The organism is Streptomyces sp. NBC_00433 (genome assembly GCA_036015235.1).
Classification (GTDB): domain Bacteria; phylum Actinomycetota; class Actinomycetes; order Streptomycetales; family Streptomycetaceae; genus Actinacidiphila.
This window is the reverse complement of sequence record CP107926.1, coordinates 930,107-948,887: the sequence shown is the minus strand read 5'-3', so window position 1 is coordinate 948,887 and position 18,781 is coordinate 930,107. Positions and strand designations below refer to the sequence as shown.

The following is an 18,781-nucleotide window of genomic DNA, read 5'->3' as shown; positions in this document are numbered from 1 at the left end:
TCTCAGTCGTCTCGGTCTTCTCAGCCGTCGAGAAGGTCGGGTCGCGTATCGCGGCGGTCCAACCCGAACCGCTGGTCGAGCAGGTCGAAAATCTCGTCGTCGGTGGCGGCGGCGACCGTGTCGGCCACGGATACCGCGGAGGGCGATCCATCGCTGTCCGAGGGCGCCTCGCCGCCGTCCGCCGGGCCCTCGGTGAGCCCGCTCCAGCGCGACGCCAGCGATCGCAGCCGCGAGGCGACCGCCGCGTCCTGGCCGGGGTCGCCGCCGTCCGGGTGGTCGGCCAGCTCGGCACCGCTGAGGGTGGCGAGCACCGCTTCGAGGCGTTCGAGCTCGTCGAGGAAGCGGCTGCGCGGGTCGGCCGGCGCCGGGGCCAGCGCGGTGAGCAGGTGCCCGGCCAGCGCCGCCGGCGTCGGGTGGTCGAAGACGACGCCCACCGGCAGCCGCAGCCCGGTGGCCCGGCCCAGCAGATTGCGCAGCTCGACCGCGGTCAGCGAGTCGAACCCCAGCTCCCGGAAGGGCTGTTCGGCGCTGATCGCCTCGGTGCCGGTGTGCCCGAGCACACCCGCGACGTGCGTGCCGACGAGGTCGGCGAGCAGCGTCTGCTGGTCGCCGGGGGACAGGTCGGCGAGCTTCGCCCGCAGGGTGTCGCTGTCAGAACCGCCGCCGCCCGCCTCGGTCTTGGCGGCCCCGTCGCGAGCGGAGGCGCCGCTCACCGCGGAGCGGCGACCCGCCGGGCGCAGCAAGTCCCGCAGGACGACCGGTGGTTCCGCACCCCCCGGCAGCGCCCCCGCCAGGTCGAGACGGGCGGTGACCACCGCGGGCTCGCCGCTCGCCAGAGCCGCGTCCAGCCGGGCCAGGCCCTGCCGCGCGCTGAGCGGCGCGAGCCCCAGGGCGCGCAGCCGGCGCCGGTCGCCCTCGCCCAGCCCGGCGGCCAGTCCCGCGTCGAGATCCCACCAGCCCCACGCCAGCGACTGCGCGGCCCGGCCCCCGGCGCGCAGCCGTACCGCGAAGGCGTCCAGGAAGGCGTTCGCCGCGGCGTACGCGGCCTGCCCCGCGGTGCCCAGCGTGCCGGCCACCGACGAGAACAGCACGAAGGCGGGTGCGCCCGCACCGCCGGTCAGCTCGTACAGGTGTACGGCCGCGTCCAGCTTCGGCGCGAGCACCCCGTCGATACGGTCGGGGGTCAGCCCGTCGAAGGCCGCGTCGTCGGCGACACCGGCCGCGTGCACCACCGCGGTCAGCGGCCGGTCGGCGGGCACCGCGGCCAACAGGGCGGCCAGCGCGTCCCGGTCGGCGGTGTCGCACCCGGCCACCATGACCTCCGCGCCGAGCGCGGCCAACTCCTCCGCCAACTCCTCGGCGCCTGGCGCGTCCGGGCCGCGCCGGCTGACCAGCAGCAGGTGGCGTACGCCGTGTTCGGCGACGAGATGCCGCGCGGTCAGCGCGCCCAGGGCGCCGGTGCCGCCGGTGATCAGGACGGTTCCGCCGGGGGAGAAGGCGGGTACGTCCCCGCTCGTGCGGCTGCTGCCGGCCGGCAGCAGGGCCAGCCGGGGTACCCGGGCCTCGCCCTCGCGGATCGCGATCTGCGGTTCTGCGACCCGGGACCCGGCGTCGGTTGCGTCCGCGATCACGGCGGCGAGCGTCGCCCAGGACGCCGCGTGTCCGTCGACGTCCGCCAGGGTGAAGCGGCCCGGGTGTTCGGTCTGCGCGCTGCGCACCAGGCCCCAGATCAGGGCCTCGCCGGGGTCGACCGTACGGCCTCGCGGCTCGTCCGCCGGATCGACCGCGGCGCCGCCGCGGGTGACGACGACCAACCGTGAGCCCGCCGTGCGCTCGTCGCCCGTCCAGGCCTGCAACTGCCCCGCCAGGTCGTGCAGGTGCCCGTGCAGAGCGGCGACGTCGGCCGAACCGGGCACCGTAGATCCGTCCGTGTCGACGTCCGCTCGTCCAAGGGCTGTTGACGGCAGCAGTACCGTCCCCGGCAGCGGCCCCGGTGCGGCCAGCAGCGCCTCGATGTCCGTGAAGGCGGCCACCTGGCCGGGAAGTACGGCAGCGAGCCCGGCGCCGGACGGGCCGACCACCGCGAGCCCCGCACCCGTGGGTGCGGCCTCGGGGGCCGACAGCGCGGGCGCCGGACGCCACTCGACGCGATAGAGCGGTGCCGCGGGCAGGCCGCCGCCCGCCGGGGCCGCCGGCAGCGCGCGCAGCAAGAGCGACTCAGCGGTCAACACCGGTGCCCCAGCCGGGTCCCAGGCCCTTACGGCGACAGCGCCGCCTTCGGCCGGGGACAGCCGTACCCGGAGCGTGTCGGCGCCGTGCGCGTGGACCGTGACACCGGAGAAGGAGAACGGCAGGCGCGCGACGCCATCCTCGGGCCCGGTCAGGTTGAGCGCCTGCAAGGCGGCGTCCAGGAGTGCGGGGTGCGTCGCGTATCCGTCTGCTGCGCCGTCGAGCTCGGCCGGCAGTGCGACATCCGCGTACGTGTCGCCGCCGTGCCGCCACAAGCGGCGCAGGCCCTGGAAGGCGGGCCCGTAGCCGAGGCCAAGCTCCGCCAGCCGGGCGTACGCGGTGTCGGCGCCGACCGGTTCCGACCCCTCCGGCGGCCAGGCGCCCGTCCACGGCTCACCCGCGGCACCCTCCGGCTCCGGGGCGAGGACGCCGGCGACCACACGGGTCCACGGCTGCTCGTCGTCCCCGGCCGGGCGGCTGTGCACGGTCACATTACGCCGCCCGTCCGGGCCGGGCGCGGCGACGGCGAGCTGCACCCGCACCGCGCCGGAAGAAGGCAGCGCCAAGGGCTGCTCCAGGGTGAGTTCGGCGATGTGCCCAGTGCCGACCCGGCTCCCCGCGGCCGCCGCCAGCTCGACCCAGGCGGTCGCGGGCAGCAGCACGGAGTCACCGACCACGTGGTCGGTCAGCCACGGATGCGCGGCCGCCGACAGCCGGCCGGTCAGCAGCAGCCCGTCGTCCCCGGCCAGCGGCACCGCGCCGCCCAGCAGCGGGTGCTCGCTCGCGTCCAGACCCAGCCGGTCCGCACCGCCGCCGTCAGCGGCCTCGCCCGCCAGCCAGAACCTGCGCCGCTGGAAGGCGTACGTCGGCAGGTCCGGCAGCGGGTGCGCGAGGCGTTCCGGCAGGCCGGGCAGGCGAACGGCGAGGCCGTCCGCCCACGCGCCGGCCAGCGCCGCGACCACCCCGCGGACCTCCGGGCGGCCCGAGCGCAGCGTCGCGACCAGCGCGGCGCCCTCCTGAGCTTCGGCCGACAGCGTGTCGTCGACCATCGCGGTCAGCACCGGGTCGGGGCCCAACTCCACCCAGCGGGTCACTCCGAGCGCCGCCGCGGCCGCCACACCGTCGGCGAACCGCACCGGCCGGCGGATGTGGTCCACCCAGCGCTCGGGCGAGCCGAGGCCATCGGCGTCGGCGAGCGCGCCGCTCAGGTTGGACACCAGCGGGATGGCCGGTGTGCCGAACCGCAGCCCTGCCAGCACCTCGCGGAAGGGCGCGGCCACCTCGTCCATGTGCGCGGAATGGAAGGCCCGGGACACCGTCAGCTGCTTGGTGCGGGCACCACGCTCCCGCCACTCCGAGACCACCGCGGCGACCGCGTCCGCGTCGCCCGAGACCACGCTCGCCGAGGGGCCGTTGACGGCCGCGACCGACACCCGTCCGTCGTACCCGGCGAGCGACTCCGCGACCTCCGCCTCCGGCGCCCCGATCGCCGCCATCGCCCCGTCGGGCCGTACCGCACCCATCAGCCTGCCGCGGGCGGCGACCAGCGTGCAGGCGTCCTCCTCGGAGAGCACTCCGGCCACGTGCGCCGCGGTGATCTCACCGAGCGAGTGCCCGACGACCACGTCGGGCAGCAGCCCGTGCGCCTCCAACAGCCGGTACAGCGCGGTCTCCAGCGCGAACAGGGCGGGCTGCGCGTACTCCGTCCGGTCCAGCAGCGCGGCGTCCGCCGAGCCTTCCGCCGCCCAGACCACCGCGCGCAACGGCCGCTCCAGCGCACCGTCCAACCGGTCGCACACCCGGTCGAAGACGACCGCGAACTCCGGGAAGGCGGCGTGCAGTTCCCGCCCCATGCCGAGCCGCTGGCTCCCCTGCCCGGTGAACAGGAACGCGGTACCGCCCGTGCGACCCGGCGTCCCACGCAGAAGCTGCACCACGTCCGAGCCGCGCCGACCTCGCACGGCGCCTGGGCGGGTGGCGCCGTTCGCGGTGGCGTCCGCTGTGCCGGGGAGGAGCCGCGTCGGCTCCGAGCCGCGTCGGGACGGTCCGCCGGGGAGGCCTCGCGCGGTATCCACGCCGTTGCTGCCGCCCGCGGTGTCGCCGGTGGCGTCCGCTGCGCCGCGCACGGGTTGCGCCGTGTCTGTACGGTCGGCCTCGTCAACGGCGGTGGCGCCGGCGCGGCCCAGCGAACGCGCCGCGCCCGCAGCGCCCTGAGGGCCTTCCGTGCCGTCGCCCGCCGCGAGTGCGGCGAGACCGTCCAACGCCGCCTGCCGGTCCCCGGCGAGCACCACCGCCCGGTGGGCCAGTGCCGTACGGGAGAGCGCCAGCGCCCCGCCGACCTCCGGCAGCGCCAACGCGGGCCGCTGCGCGACCCACGCGTGCAGCCGTTCGGCCTGCGCGCGCAGCGCGGTCCCGGTCGCGGCGGACAGCACCCACGGCACCACCGGCCCCTCATCCCCGGCACCGGCGGCAGCCGCCGAGCCGTCGGAGTCGGCGGCATCGGCAGCCCCGCTCCCGGATCGTGCCGGGACACCGGCGGCGTTGCTGTGATCCCCGGCGTCGCCGGAGTTGGTGGCGTTGGCGTCGCTCTCGCCGCCCAGCCGGGCGGAGTTGCCCGCGGCGCTGCCGTGAGCGCCGACACTGTTGGGGCTGTCCAGGCTGCCTGTCTCGGCCCAACCGCCGTTGGCGAGTGCGTCGTTCGCACCGCCCGGACGGGCCGCGGGGTCCGCGGCGTAGTCGTGGCCGCCCGCGTCGCGGGGGTCGGCGGCGGCAGCCGACGGTGCCGGGAGGTCCGGCTCGTCACCCCGCGCCGGGGGCGCCTGTTCCAGGATCACGTGGGCGTTCGTGCCGCTGATGCCGAAGGACGACACGCCCGCCCGGCGCGGACGGCGCAGTTCGGGCCACTGCTCGGTCGAGGACAGCAGCGAGACCGCGCCTGCCGTCCAGTCCACGTGCGGGGACGGCTCCTCGGCGTAGAGGGAGCGCGGCAGCACACCGTGGCGCATCGCCTGGACCATTTTGATCACGCCCGCCACGCCCGCGGCGGCCTGCGTGTGGCCGATGTTGGACTTCACCGTGCCCAGCCGCAGGGGCTGTTCCGCGGGGCGGCCCCTGCCGTACGTCGCGAGCAGGGCCTGCGCCTCGATCGGGTCGCCCAACGCCGTACCGGTGCCGTGGCCTTCGACGGCGTCGACGTCGGCGGTGGTCAAACCGGCGTCGGCCAGGGCCTGTTCGATGACGCGCTGCTGGGCCGGGCCGTTCGGGGCGGTCAGGCCGTTGCTGGCGCCGTCCTGGTTGAGGGCCGAGCCGCGCAGGACGGCGAGGACGGGGTGGCCGTTGGCGCGGGCGTCGGAGAGGCGTTCGAGCAGCACCAGGCCGACGCCCTCGCTCCAGCCGGCGCCGTCGGCGGCGGCCGAGTAGGCCTTGCAGCGGCCGTCGGCCGCCATGCCGCGCTGGCGGCTGAACTCCACGAAGACCTGCGGGGTGGCCATCACCGTCACCCCGCCCGCCAGCGCCAGCGAGCACTCGCCGCGGCGCAGCGCCTGCGCGCCCAGGTGAAGGGCGACCAGCGACGACGAGCACGCGGTGTCCACGGTGACGGCCGGGCCTTCGAGCCCGAAGGTGTACGCCAGCCGGCCCGAGGCCACGCTGCCGCGGCTGCCGTTGCCGACGTAGCCCTCGACGTCCTCGGGGACGCGGTGCAGCCGGGAGCCGTAGTCGTTGTACATCACGCCGACGAAGACCCCGGCGCGGCTGCCGCGCAGGCGGTCCGGCGCGATGCCGGCCCGCTCGAAGGCCTCCCACGACGTTTCGAGCAGCAGCCGCTGCTGCGGGTCGGTGGCGAGCGCCTCGCGCGGGCTGATGCCGAAGAAGGCCGCGTCGAACCCGTCGGCGTCGTAGAGGAACCCGCCGTGCCGGGCGTAACTGGTGCCCGGGTGCGAGGGGTCCGGGTGGTACAGCGCGTCGGTGTCCCAGCCCCGCCCGGCGGGGAATTCGCCGATCGCGTCGCGCTCGTCGAGCACCAGGTCCCACAGCGCGTCCGGGGAGTCCACACCGCCGGGGTAGCGGCAGCTCATCGCGACGATCACCACGGGGTCCTCGTCGTCCACCGGCCGCGGTCCGACGCCGACGGCCGGGGCGCCCCAGACGGGGGTCCCGTCGGCGTCGCCGACCACCTCCCGCAGGACGAAGGCGGCAAGCCGGGCCGGCGTGGGGTGGTCGAAGACCAGGGTGGCGGGCAGCCGCACCCCGGCCGCCTGCGCGAGCCGGTTGCGCAGCTCCACCGAGGTCAGCGAGTCGAAGCCGACCTCCTTGAAGGCCCGGTCCGGCGCCACCGACCCCGGGTCGCCCAGCCCCAGCACGGTCGCCGCGTGCGTCCGCACCAGGTCGAGCACCACCGTGGCCCGCTGCTCAGCGGACACCGCCGCGAGCCGCCCGGCGAGACCGCCGGGCGCGGCCCCCGTGGCGTCGTCGGACGCCGCGCCGGCCGCCGCACGGCGTACCGGCGTCCTGACCAGGCCGTGCAGGACGTCGGGCAGCATGCCGTCCGCGGCCCGCCGGCGCAGCGCCGCGGGCTCCAGACGCATCGGCACCGCGTCCGCGCCACCGGCCGCGAGCGCCGCGTCCAGCAGCGCCGTCCCCGCTCCCGGGGTCAGGGCGGCGACGCCGGACCGCGCCATCCGCTCCAGATCCGCTCGGTCCAGGTGGCCGGTCATGCTCGCGCCGTCCTGATCGGCCCACAGCCCCCAGGCGAGGGAGGTCGCGGCCAGGCCGCGGGCCCTGCGGTGGCCGGCCAGGCCGTCGAGGAAGGCGTTCGCGGCGGTGTAGCTGCCCTGGCCGGCGCTGCCCAGCACCCCGGTCACGGAGGAGAACAACACGAAGGCCACCAGGTCGAGTTCACGGGTCAGCGTGTGCAGGTGCCAGGCCGCGTCGACCTTCGGCCGCAGGACCGCCGAGGTGCGCTCCGGCGTCATCGAGGTCAGGACGCCGTCGTCGAGTACGCCCGCCAGGTGCACCACCGCCCGGAGCGGGTGCCGCGCCGGGATCGAGTCCAACAGGGCGGCGACCTGGTCGCGTTCCGCGACGTCGCACGCCGCGACCCGCACCTTCGCTCCCAGCGCGGCCAGTTCGGCCACCGCCTCCCGGGCGCCGGGTGCCGCCTCGCCGCGCCGGCTGGTCAACACCAGGTTGCGCACTCCGTGTTCGGCCACCAGATGGCGGGCCGTCAGCCGGCCCAGTGCGCCGGTGCCGCCGGTCACCAGCACCGTGGCGTCCGGGCCGCCGAACCGCAGCGCCGCCACGGCTTCTTCCTCGGCCGCCTCCGGCTGCGCCGGGACGCGTACGAGGCGCGGTACGTGCACCTGGCCGCCGCGCAGCGCGGCCTGTCGCACCGGGCCGCCCAGCAGCGTCGCCAGCGCCAGATACGAGGCGCTGTCATGGTCGACGTCCACCAGGCCGAACCGGTCAGAGTGCTCGGCCATCGCGGTTCTGACCAGGCCCCAGAGCGCCGCGGCGGGCATGTCGCTCACGTCGTCGTCGCCGTCGACCGACACCGCGCCCCTGGTCGCGACGACCAGCCGGGCCCCGGCGTACCGCTCGTCGGCGAGCCACCGCCGCGCCAGCGCGGTGAAGCGGTGCACCATCACATGCGTACGCTCCGGCACCCCGGCCGGCGACGGGGCCGCGCACGGCACCGGGTCGCCCGCCTCGGTCCCGCTCACCAGCGCCGCGCACGAAAGCCCCGGCACGACGACCACGGCGCCCTCAGGCAACAGCGGCTCACCGGCGGCCCGTTCACCCGCGCCACCCGAATCGCCGGCTCCATCCGGCCCAGCCGGGAGGCCGGCGATCACCCGTACGCCCGGAACGTGCGCCCGCAACGCAGCCGCGATCCCGTCGCCCCCGTCGTCCAGCACGACCAGCGCGGCCGGCCCGCCCGCGGGCAGCCGGACGACGGGCCACTCCAGCCGCAACAGGTCCCCGGCCGCCCCGTTCTCGCCCGCCGCACCCGCCATGCGCTCCAGGTCCGCCAGACGTACGGGCCGTAGCGCCACCGACTCCACGGACGCCACCGGGACACCCTCGGCGTCCATCAGGACGAACGACACCGCGTCGGCGCCGGTCCGCGCGATCCGCGCCCTCACGGCCGCGGCGCCCACGGCGTGCAGCCGCACCCCGCGCCACGCGAACGGCAGACCGGTGCCCGTACCCCCGGCGGCCCCGCCCGCGCCCGGAGTCCCGAGACCCGGGTGCAGGGCGGCGTCCAGCAGCGCCGGGTGGATGCCGTAGTCCGCCGCCGAATCCCGCTGGTCGGGGGCGAGTTGCAACTCGGCGTAGAGGTCGTCGCCGTCCTGCCAGGCCGCGGTGACCGCCTGGAAGGCGGGTCCGTAGCTGTAACCCCGGGCGAGCAACTCCGCGTACAGCATGTCGGTGTCCAGCAGATCGGCCGCCGCGGGCGGCCACGCCGTGTCCGTCAGGTTCAAAGCGGGCCCCTGCGAGGCGGCCAGCGTGCCGGAGGCGTGCCGGGTCCAGGCGGCGGCGTCGGGGTCGTCGGCGTCGGCCGGTTCGGGACGCGAGTGGACGGTGAGGGTGCGCCGGTCGGCGTCGTCGGGCGCGCTCAGGGTGAGGTGGAGCTGGACCGCCTGGCCGGTGTGCAGGAGGAGCGGGGCTTCGAGGGTCAGCTCGTCGACGGTGTCGTGCCCGGTGTCCTGGCCTGCGTGGAGGGCGAGTTCGACGAAGGCGGTGCCGGGCAGCAGCACGGTGTCGCCGACGGCGTGGTCGGCGAGCCACGGGTGGTCGGCGAGGGAGATCCGCCCGGTGTAGAGGACACCGTCGTCCGGCAGCTGGACGACCGCGGCGAGCAGGGGGTGGTCGGTGTCCCGCAACCCGGCGTGCGCCAGGTCGCCGGCCGCGGCGGGCGGTGTGAGCCAGTAGTGGGTGGTTTGGAAGGGGTAGGTGGGGAGGTCGGTGGTGGGGGTGTTGGCGAAGAGGGTTTTCCAGTTGATGGGGGTGTTGTGGGTGTGTGCTTTGGCGAGGGCGGTTGTGAGGTCTGTGGGTGTGCCGTGGTTGCGGCGGAGGGTGCCGAGGGCGGTGACGGGTTGGCCTTGGGGGTGGTTTTGGGCTGTTTGGTGGATGGCGTGGGTGAGGACGGGGTGGGGGCTGGGTTCGATGAAGAGGGTGTGGCCGGTGGTGATGAGGTGGGTTGTGGTGGCGTGGAGTTGGACGGGTTGGCGGAGGTTGTCGTACCAGTAGGCGGCGTCCAGTGTGGTGGTGTCGGTGGGGGTGTTCTGGGGGTGGGTGGTGGAGTGGAAGGGGATGGTGGCGGGTTGGGGGGTGGTGGGTGCGAGTTCCCGCAGGATCTGTTCTTTGAGGGGGTCGATGTGGGGGGAGTGTGAGGCGTAGTCGACGGGGACGAGGCGGCTGTCGATCTGCTCGGTTTGCAAGGCGGCGTGCAGCTGGTGGATGGCGTCTACGTCTCCGGACAGGGTGGTGCTGGCGGGGCTGTTGAGGGTGGCGATGGTGACGCCGGTGTGGTCTGCGAGCCGTTCGTGGAGGTTTTCTGCGGGGAGGGGGACGTGGAGCATGGTGCCGTGTCCGGCGATGGTGGTGAAGGTCTGGCTGCGTAGGGCGATGATGCGGGCGGAGTCTTGGAGGGTGAGGGCGCCTGCGATGTGGGCTGCGGCGATCTCGCCTTGTGAGTGGCCGATGACCGCGTGGGGGGCGAGTCCGTGGTGCTGCCAGAGCTTGGCGAGGGAGATCATCGTGGCCCACAGCATCGGCTGGAGGACGTCGACGCGGTCGGGGTCGGCGGCTCCCGGGGTCTGGTTGAGGGTGTCGATGAGGTGCCAGTCGGTGAAGGGTGCGAGTGCGTGGTGGCAGGCCTCGATGTGCTCGGTGAAGACCGGGTCGGTGCGTAGCAGTTCTTGTGCCATGCCGGGCCACTGCGAGCCCTGGCCGGGGAAGACCAGCACGGTCTTGGGGGGTTCGGGCGGGGCTGTGGCGGTGTAGGCGTCGGATGCGGGGTCGTCGTTGACGAAGCGGTCCAGCGCGGTCGTCAACTCCTCGTGGGTGGAGGCGATGACCGCTGCCCGATGCTCGAACTGCGTCCGCGTCGTGGCAGAAGCCAGCGCGACATCCGCCAACGCCACCGCGGGCCGGGCAGCGACATGTTCGCGCAGCCGCCTGGCCTGCTCCTTCAGCGCCTGGCCGCTCCGCGCGGACAGCAGCACCGGGACCGCGACCGCCGGCGTGTCGCCCGCGTCCGTACCGTCCTCGGGGGTCGCCGACTCCGCTGACGAGGGGGCCTGTTCGAGGATGAGGTGGGCGTTGGTGCCGCTGATCCCGAAGGAGGACACCGCCGCCCGGCGGGGGCGGTCGGGGGATTCGGTGGACCACGGCAGCGGGTCGGTGAGCAGGGCGACCGTGCCGGGGGACCAGTCGACGTGGTGGGAGGGGGCGTCGACGTGCAGCGTGCGGGGCAGGACACCGTGGCGCATGGCCTGGACCATCTTGATCACGCCGCCGACGCCCGCGGCTGCCTGGGAATGGCCGATGTTGGACTTCAGGGAGCCGAGGTGCAGCGGGCGGTCGGCGGGCCGCTCGCGGCCGTACGTGCCGAGGACGGCCTGCGCCTCGATGGGGTCGCCCAGCGCGGTGCCTGTGCCGTGCGCCTCGACGGCGTCGACGTCCTGCGGGGCGAGCCGTGCGTCGGCCAACGCCGCCCGGATCACCCGCTGTTGGGCCGGGCCGCTGGGGGCGGCCAGGCCGTTGCTCGCGCCGTCCTGGTTGACCGCGCTGCCGCGGACGACCGCGAGCACGCGGTGCCCGTTGCGCTCGGCGTCCGACAGCCGCTCCAGTAGCAGCATGCCGACGCCCTCGGCCCACGCGGTGCCGTCGGCTCCGTCGGCGAACGCCTTGCAGCGCGCGTCCGCGGCGAGCCCGTGCTGCCTGCTGAACTCGATGAACATGCCGGGCCCGGCCATCACGGTGGCGCCCCCGGCCAGCGCCAGCGTGCACTCGCCGCGGCGCAGCGCCTGCACCGCGAGGTGGACGGCCACGAGCGAGGACGAGCACGCGGTGTCGACGGTGAGGGCCGGGCCCTCAAGACCGAGGGTGTACGCGATCCGGCCGGAGGCGACCGACGTGGTCGTGCCGGTGAAGATGTGGCCGTCGTGGCCGGCCGCGGACTCGTGGAGCCGCGGGCCGTACTCCTGCGCGGTGGCGCCGACGAAGACGCCGGTGCGGGTGCCGTGCAGCGTCGTCGGGTCGAGCCGGGCGTGCTCCAGGGTCTCCCAGGCGCTGGTCAGCAGCAGCCGCTGCTGCGGGTCCATGGCGGCGGCCTCGCGCGGGCTGATACCGAAGAACGCCGGGTCGAACTCGCCCGCGTCGTGCAGGAATCCGCCGGACTTGACGTAGGTGGTGCCGGGGCGGTCCGGGTCCGGGTCGTACAACTCCGCCAGGTTCCAACCGCGGTTGGTGGGCATCGCGCCGATCACGTCGCGGCCGTCGGCCACCAACTGCCAGAGCGCGTCGGGGGTGCTGGCGCCGCCGGGGTAGCGGCAGGCCATCCCGACGATGGCGATCGGCTCGCCGGTGTCGGTGCCTGTTCCGGCGTGGGGTACGTCGTCCTCGGGCCGGCCGTCCGCGCCGCCGTGCAACTCGGTGTGCAGGTGGGCCGCGAGGACGGTCGGGTTGGCGTAGTCGTAGGTGAGGGTCGAGGGCAGGGCGAGGCCGGTCTCGGCCGCGAGGCGGTCGCGCAGTTCCACCGCGCCCTGCGAGTCCAGGCCGAGGTCGTTGAAGCTGCGGTCGGCGCGTACCTCCGCGCCGGAGGCGTGACCGAGGACGACGGCCGCGTTTTCCCGGACCACGTCGAGCAGGGCGTCCAGGCCGGTACGGTCACCGGCCGAAGCCGAAGCCGAAGCCGAAGCCGAAGCCGCGTCCGCCGTCGAAGCCGCCGTCGAGGCCGAGGTCGTCGAAGTCGCCGACGACGCTGCGGACTCCGGCTCGGCGCCCGGCTCCACCGGACCGCCCGCCGCCTCAGGAGGAGCCGGCGCCTTGGGAGCCGCCGTCGGGCCCGGCGCTGCCGTCCCCCCGGCGGGACCCTGCCGTGTACGCTCCGCCAGCCAGTGCCGGCGCCGCTGGAAGGCGTACGTCGGCAGGGCCACGTGCGACGCGGCGGCAGCCGGCTCCTCTCCGAGGGCGGCCGGCCAGTCGAGGTCCACGCCGTGCGTGTACAGGCGGGCCAGCGCGGTCAGCACCGTTTCCGCGTCGTCCTGGCCGCGTCGCAGGGTCGGCGCGGAGACGGTCTGGGCGACCGGCCGCGGCTGCCCGGTGAGGCTGTCGCGCGCCAGGCCGGGCAGCGCCGCGTCCGGTCCGATGCCGATGAAGGCGGACGCGCCCGCCGCCTCGGCGGCACGTACACCCTCCAGGAACCGTACGGTCTGCCGGGCGTGCGCCACCCAGTGGTCCGCGGACGCCAGCTCCTCCGGAGCAGTGAGGGCACCGGTCACGGTGGAGACGATCGGGATGCGGGCGGGCGCGTACGACAGTGAAGCGGCGACCTGCCGGAACTCGTCGAGCATCGGCTCCATGCGCGGCGAGTGGAAGGCGTGGCTGACCCGCAGTCGCCGGGTGCGGCGGCCCCTGGCCTCGAAGACGCCGGCCAGCTCCAGCACCCGGTCGGTGTCCCCGGCGATGACGACCGCGCGCGGGCCGTTGACGGCGGCGAGATCCACCGCTCGGGCCAAGTCCTGGCCTCCGGCGAGGACTTCGGCGACCTCGTCCGGAGTCGCCTCGACGGTGGCCATCGCACCGCCGGCCGGCAGCGCCCGCATCAGCCGGCCGCGCGCCGCGATCAGCGCGCAGGCGTCGGGCAGCGACAGCACCCCGGCGACATGCGCGGCCGCCAGCTCGCCGACGGAGTGCCCCAGCAGCAGCCTCGGCCGCACCCCCCACGACTCCAGCAGCCGGTAGGTCGCGACCTCGACCGCGAAGAGGGCGGGCTGGGTCAGGTCGGTGCTGTCGAGCAGAGCCGCGTCGGCGGCGCCGACGCTCTCGGGGGAGCCGAGCAGCAGGTCGGTGATCGGCCGCGGCAGCAGCGGCGACAGCTCGGCGAGAGTGGCGTCCAGCGAACGGGCGTAGGCCGGGTGGGTCGCGTAGAGCCCCGATCCCATGCCGACCCGCTGGCTCCCCTGCCCGCTGAAGACGTACGCCAGCTCACCGGCCGTACTGGCCACCCCGTCGACGACCTGCGCCGCCCGCTCCCCGGCGGCGATCGCGGCCAGCCCGTCGAGCAGCGCGTCCCGCCCGTTCCCGACGACTACCGCCCGGTGGGCGAAGGCGGTACGCGTACGGTGCAGCGCGACGGCGACCGCGCGGTCGGTGGGGTGCGCCGGCCCGCCCGAGCCGGAATTTTCCGCGAAGCGGTCGCGCAGCCGTTGTGCCTGGTCACGGAGCGCGGCAGCGTTCCGCCCGGAGACGGCCCAAGCCGTCCACCCGTCCCCCGCGCCGCCATCGGTCGCTTCGGCCGCTACGCCCGCGCTGCCGTCCGCCCCGGCCCGGTCGAGCGCCTCGCCGTCGCCGGGAGCGCCGGTCGCCTCCGCGAGGACGTCCGCACCGGAGCCGGCGGATCCCTCCGCCGCGACCGGCGCGGATGCGCCCGGCGCCTCCGTCAGGACCACGTGGCAGTTCGTGCCGCCCACGCCCCAGGAGCTGACGCCCGCCGCGAGCGGGCCGTCGGTGGCGGGCCAGGGGGCGGTGGCGGTCGGGACGCGGAGGCCGAGGGCGGTCAGCGGGATGCGGGGGTTCGGGGTGACGTGGTTGAGGGTGGGCGGGAGGGTGCGGTGGTGCAGGGCGAGGATGGTCTTGAGGAGGCCGACGATGCCGGCGGCGCCCTCCAGGTGCCCGACGTTGGTCTTCGCGGAGCCGACCGCCAGCGGGTTGTCGGGCGGGCGGATGACGCCCAGGGCCGCGCCGAGGGCGGCCGCCTCGATCGGGTCGCCGACGCGGGTGGCGGTGCCGTGCAGCTCCACATAGCCGGCGGTCGTCGGGTCGACCCGGGCGGCGGACCAGGCGCGGCGGATGACGTCGGTCTGGGTGGCCTCGCCGGGGACGGTGAGCCCGTTCGTGGCGCCGTCGTTGTTGGTGGCGCTGCCGCGGATCACGCACACCACCCGGTCGCCGTCGGCCAGCGCCCGCGCGAGGGGCTTGAGCAGGACCAGGCCGCCGCCCTCACCGCGTACGTAGCCGTTGGCGCGGGCGTCGAGGGTGAAGCAGCGGCCGTCGGGGGACAGCGCGCCGAAGCGCGCGGTGTTCAGCGCGCTCTCGGGCGCCAGGGCGAGGCTCACCCCGGCCACCAGCGCCAGGTCGGACTCGCCGCGCCGCAGGCTGTCGCAGGCCAGGTGGACCGCCACCAGCGAGGACGACTGGGCGGTGTCGACCGTGAGGCTCGGCCCGTGCAGGTCGAAGGTGTAGGAGACCCGGTTGGCGATGATGCCGCGGTTGAGCCCGGTCAGGGTGAAGCGGCCCAGCGACCGCGGGGCCGCGGCGCGGGTGAGGGCGGCGTAGTCGTCGGCCATGGTGCCCACGAAGACGCCGGTGCGGCTGCCGCGCAGCGACGCGGGGCGGATCCCGGCCTCCTCCATGGCCTCCCAGGCCAGCTCCAGCACCAGCCGGTGCTGCGGGTCGGTCGCGGCGGCCTCGCGCGGCGAGATGCCGAAGAATTCCGCGTCGAAACCGCTGACGTCGTCGAGGAAGGCCCCGAAGCGGGCGGCCGCGTCCGGGCCGGTCTCCGCGATCACCGCCGTGGTGAAGCCGCGCTCTGCCGGTGCGGTGGCCACGGCGCTGCGCCCGTCGCGCAGCAGGCGCCAGAAGTCCTCGGGCCCCGCGGCGCCGGGCAGCCGGCAGGCCAGGCCGATCACGGCGATCGCGTCGGCCGCACCGGGGTCCTGGGCCGCGCCGGCGTCGTCGGGGGTCGCGTGTGCTGCGGTGTGGCCAAGTGACATCAGGTGTCGTCGCCCTTCTCCAGCGCGCCCGCGAGGGGGCCGGCGGTGGCGGGACCACCGTCGACCTCACAGGGTTCGGGCGGTCCCTTAGGCGGGGCTTTCCGCACTCTTAAGCGCGGGCGGGGCCGCACCGCCGCCTGGGGCGGTTCCGCCGCGCCGGACGGGCCACGTGTTGAGAAAACGGGGGCTGTCCCCGTATAATCGGTGAGGAGTCAACGGGACACGTCCGTAGGCCGATTGACGCCCCCATCTCGACTGCTTCCCGGCGTGCCTCCCCGGTGATCCGCCGGAGCCGAAGGAGAGCCATGAGCGACCAGACCAACTCCCCGCGGACGGCGGTGGCCGAGCCGCCTCCGGTCGACAGCGGACCCACCGGCCACCCCGGGATCACCCTCGCTCTGATCGCGACCGCCTACCTGATGGTGGGCCTGGACGCGACCGTGGTGAATATCGCGCTGCCCAAGATCCAGGGCGCGCTGGGCTTCTCCTCGGTCGGCCTGTCCTGGGTGGTCAACTCCTACACCCTCGCGTTCGGCGGGCTGCTGCTGCTCGGCGGCCGGCTGGGCGACATCCTCGGCCGGCGGCGGATGCTGGTCGCCGGCACCGCGCTGTTCACCATCGCCTCCCTGGCCGGCGGCTTCGCCAACAGCCCAGGGCTGCTGGTGGCCGCCCGTATCGGGCAGGGGGTCGGCGCGGCGATGGCCTCGCCGAACACCCTGGCGCTGATCGCCACCAACTTCGAGGAGGGCGCACCGCGCAACCGCGCGCTCGCCGTCTACTCCGCCACCGCGGGCGCCGGCGCCTCGGTCGGCCTCATCCTCGGCGGCGTGCTGACCGACTGGGTCAGCTGGCGCGCGGTGATGTTCGTCAACGTGCCGCTCGGCCTCGCCGTCGTGCTCGGCGCCCCCCGCTTCATCCGCGAGCCCGAGCGCCACCAGGCCCGTATCGACTACGGCGGCACGCTCACCGTCACCGCCGGCATGGTCGCGCTGGTCTACGCCTTCATCCGGGTGCCCACCGACGGTTGGGGCGACACGGTGACGGTGCTGTGCTTCGTCGCCTCGGCACTGCTGCTCGCGGCGTTCGTCGTCATCGAGACCAGGATCAGCCAGCCGATCGTGCCGCTGCGGCTCTTCCGCAGCCGCAACCGCTCGGGCGGCTATCTCAACATCCTGCTGCTCACCGCGACGATGCTGGCGCTGTTCTTCTTCCTCAGCCAGTTCGTCCAGGACGCGCTGGGGCTCAGCCCCGCCAACGCGGGCCTCGCCTTCCTGCCGATGACCGTGGCGATGTTCCTCACCGTGGCGCAGGTGCCGAAGCTGCTGCCGAAGTTCGGCGCCAAGCCGCTGATGATCGCCGGTGCCGCGCTGATGACCGTCACGATGGTGTGGCTGACGCAGATCTCCACCGACAGCAGCTACCTCGGCTCGGTGTTCGGACCGCTGCTGATCTTCGGCGTCGGCATGGGCCTGAGCTTCATGCCGCTGAACGTCACGATCCTCACCGGCGTGGCCCGCGAGGACTCCGGCTCCGCCTCCGGTGTGCTGCAGACCCTGATGCAGCTCGGCGGCGGCCTGGGCCTGGCCATCCTCGTCACCGTCTTCGGCACCGCCTCGAAGGACGCGGCGGGCAAGCCGGCCGGGGCCTCGGTCAAGGAGCAGGCGAAGTACGCCTTCACCCACGGCCTGCAGTCCGCCTTCACCGTCGGCGTGGTCTTCGTGGCCCTCGCCCTGGTCGTCTCGGTCTTCGTCTTCGCCTCGAAGAAGGCGCCGGCGGCCGCCAAGGCGGCCCCGCCCGCCCAGGCTGCCGCGCCCAAGGCGGAGTAAGCGGCTCACCCCGGGCGCAAGACCCCGGCGCGGTCCCGGTCGACGCGGGGCCGCGCCGGTCTGCGTGCGCGCACGGCGCACAGCGAAGGCGTCCGGGGGGCGGGCGCGGTTCGGGCGGTGGTTTCGGCCGGCGAAAAGCGCGCGTAAAGCGCCGCTTTAGAGGTCTCGCCGATCCTGGGAGCCATTTGCGATCGGCTTCAGCTTGGAGGCACTCGTGACCGACACCGCCGACTCGGCCGCACCGACCGAGGACACGGCTGAACTTCCCAGCTTTCCGATGCCCCGCCGTTGTCCGTTCGATCTCAACGAGCAGTACGCCGAGCTGCGGGAGGAAGCGCCGATCACCCCGGTCGACCTCGCCAGCGGCCGCGACGCGTGGCTGGTGACCAGCCACGAGCACGTGCGCTCGCTCTTCCTCGACCCCCGGCTCAGCGCGGACGGCACCCACCCGACCTTCCCCATACTCGCGCCCCGCCGGAAGTCCTTCGACGAGCAGGCGAGGGGCTTCCTGCCGTGGATGGACCCGCCCGAGCACACCCGCTACCGGCGGATGCTCATCAACGAGTTCACCGTGCGCCGGATCCGGGCCATGCGGCCACGGGTCCAGGCCGTGGTGGACGGCTGCATCGACCGGATGGAGGCCGGGCCGCGCCCGGTCGACCTGGTGCGGGCGCTGGCCCTGCCGGTCCCGTCGCAGACCATCTGCGACGTGCTCGGCGTCCCCTACGAGGACCTGGACCACATACAGGACCGCGCGGAGGTCATGGTCAGCAAGGTGCACCCGCCCGAGGAGCGTGCCGCGGCGCTGCGCGACCTGCGCACGTATCTCGCCGACCTGCTGCACCGCAAGGGCCGCGAGCCCGGTGACGACACGCTCAGCCGGCTGGTGGCCCGGCACCGCGCGGTCGGCGCGGACGACCACGACCACCTCACCGGCCTGGCGCTGCTGATCCTCATCGGCGGCTACGAGAGCACCGCGAGCACCATCGCGCTGGGCACGGTGGCCCTGCTGGCGCACCCGGACCAGGCCGCGGAGCTGCGCGCCGACCCGTCGCTGGCGCCCAAGGCGGTCGAGGAACTGCTGCGGTATTTCAGCGTCGCCGACAACGTCACCAGCCGGGTGTCGCTGGAGGACGTCGAGGTCGGCGGGGTGACGATACGCAAGGGGCAGGGCGTGCTGCTGTCCAACGCGGCCGCCAACCGCGACGCCGCCGTCTTCCCCGACCCCGAGACCCTGGACATCCACCGCGACGCCCGCCAGCACATGGCCTTCGGCTACGGCATCCACCAGTGCCTGGGGCAGAACCTGGCAAGGCTGGAGCTGGACGTCGTCTTCAGCACCCTGCTGCGCCGGCTGCCCGGCCTGCGGCTCGCGGTGCCGGTGGACGACCTGCCGTTCAAGGACGACGCCATCATGTACGGCATCCACGAACTGCCGGTGACCTGGTGAGCGCCCCCGCCGTACGGCGTGCCGTCGTCGACCGCGACGTCTGCGTGGGGGCGGGGCAGTGCGTGCTCGCCGCCCCCGAGGTCTTCGACCAGAGCGACGACGACGGCCTGTCGTACGTCCTGGTGGACCCTGTGCCCGAGGAGCTGACCTCGTCCGTGCGCGACGCGGCCACCCGCTGCCCCGCCCGTGCCGTCGTGCTCGAAGCCGCACTGGACGCCTCGCTCGAAGCCGAAGCCGAAGCCGAAGCCGCCGAACCCGACCGGCAGTCCACCGGC

The 18,781-nt window shown here is 75.0% G+C and carries 3 protein-coding genes and 1 pseudogene; 3 read left to right on the top strand and 1 reads right to left on the bottom strand.

Going from position 1 to position 18,781, the window contains the following annotated elements; translation table 11 throughout:
* Positions 1–20: 20 nt before the first annotated feature.
* Positions 21–15,230: an SDR family NAD(P)-dependent oxidoreductase gene (locus OG900_03745; GenBank protein ID WUH89343.1), complete on the bottom strand. Its 15,210-nt coding sequence runs from the start codon at positions 15,228–15,230 to the stop codon at positions 21–23.
* A 305-nt stretch (positions 15,231–15,535) separates the two neighbouring features.
* On the opposite strand from OG900_03745, the gene OG900_03740 reads away from it, so the two are divergent.
* The 3 genes and pseudogenes from OG900_03740 (at position 15,536) to OG900_03730 (ending at position 18,709) form a co-directional block, all read left to right on the top strand.
* A complete protein-coding gene (locus tag OG900_03740; GenBank protein ID WUH89342.1) occupies positions 15,536–17,056 on the top strand; it encodes an MFS transporter in 1,521 nt (506 codons plus the stop codon).
* 277 nt (positions 17,057–17,333) lie between these two features.
* Positions 17,334–18,506, top strand: coding sequence for a cytochrome P450 (locus OG900_03735; protein ID WUH95602.1), 1,173 nt, complete (start codon positions 17,334–17,336; stop codon positions 18,504–18,506).
* Positions 18,503–18,709, top strand: a pseudogene (locus OG900_03730) (ferredoxin). The gene OG900_03735 and the pseudogene OG900_03730 overlap by 4 nt, the downstream one beginning before the upstream one ends.
* Positions 18,710–18,781: the final 72 nt, after the last annotated feature.

Bases quoted from the DNA above. Each gene is read 5' to 3' on its own strand.
- OG900_03745 (WUH89343.1), bottom strand. From the start codon at position 15,230: ATGTCACTTGGCCACACCGCAGCACACGCGACCCCCGACGACGCCGGC.
- OG900_03740 (WUH89342.1), top strand. From the start codon at position 15,536: ATGAGCGACCAGACCAACTCCCCGCGGACGGCGGTGGCCGAGCCGCCT.
- OG900_03735 (WUH95602.1), top strand. From the start codon at position 17,334: ATGCCCCGCCGTTGTCCGTTCGATCTCAACGAGCAGTACGCCGAGCTG.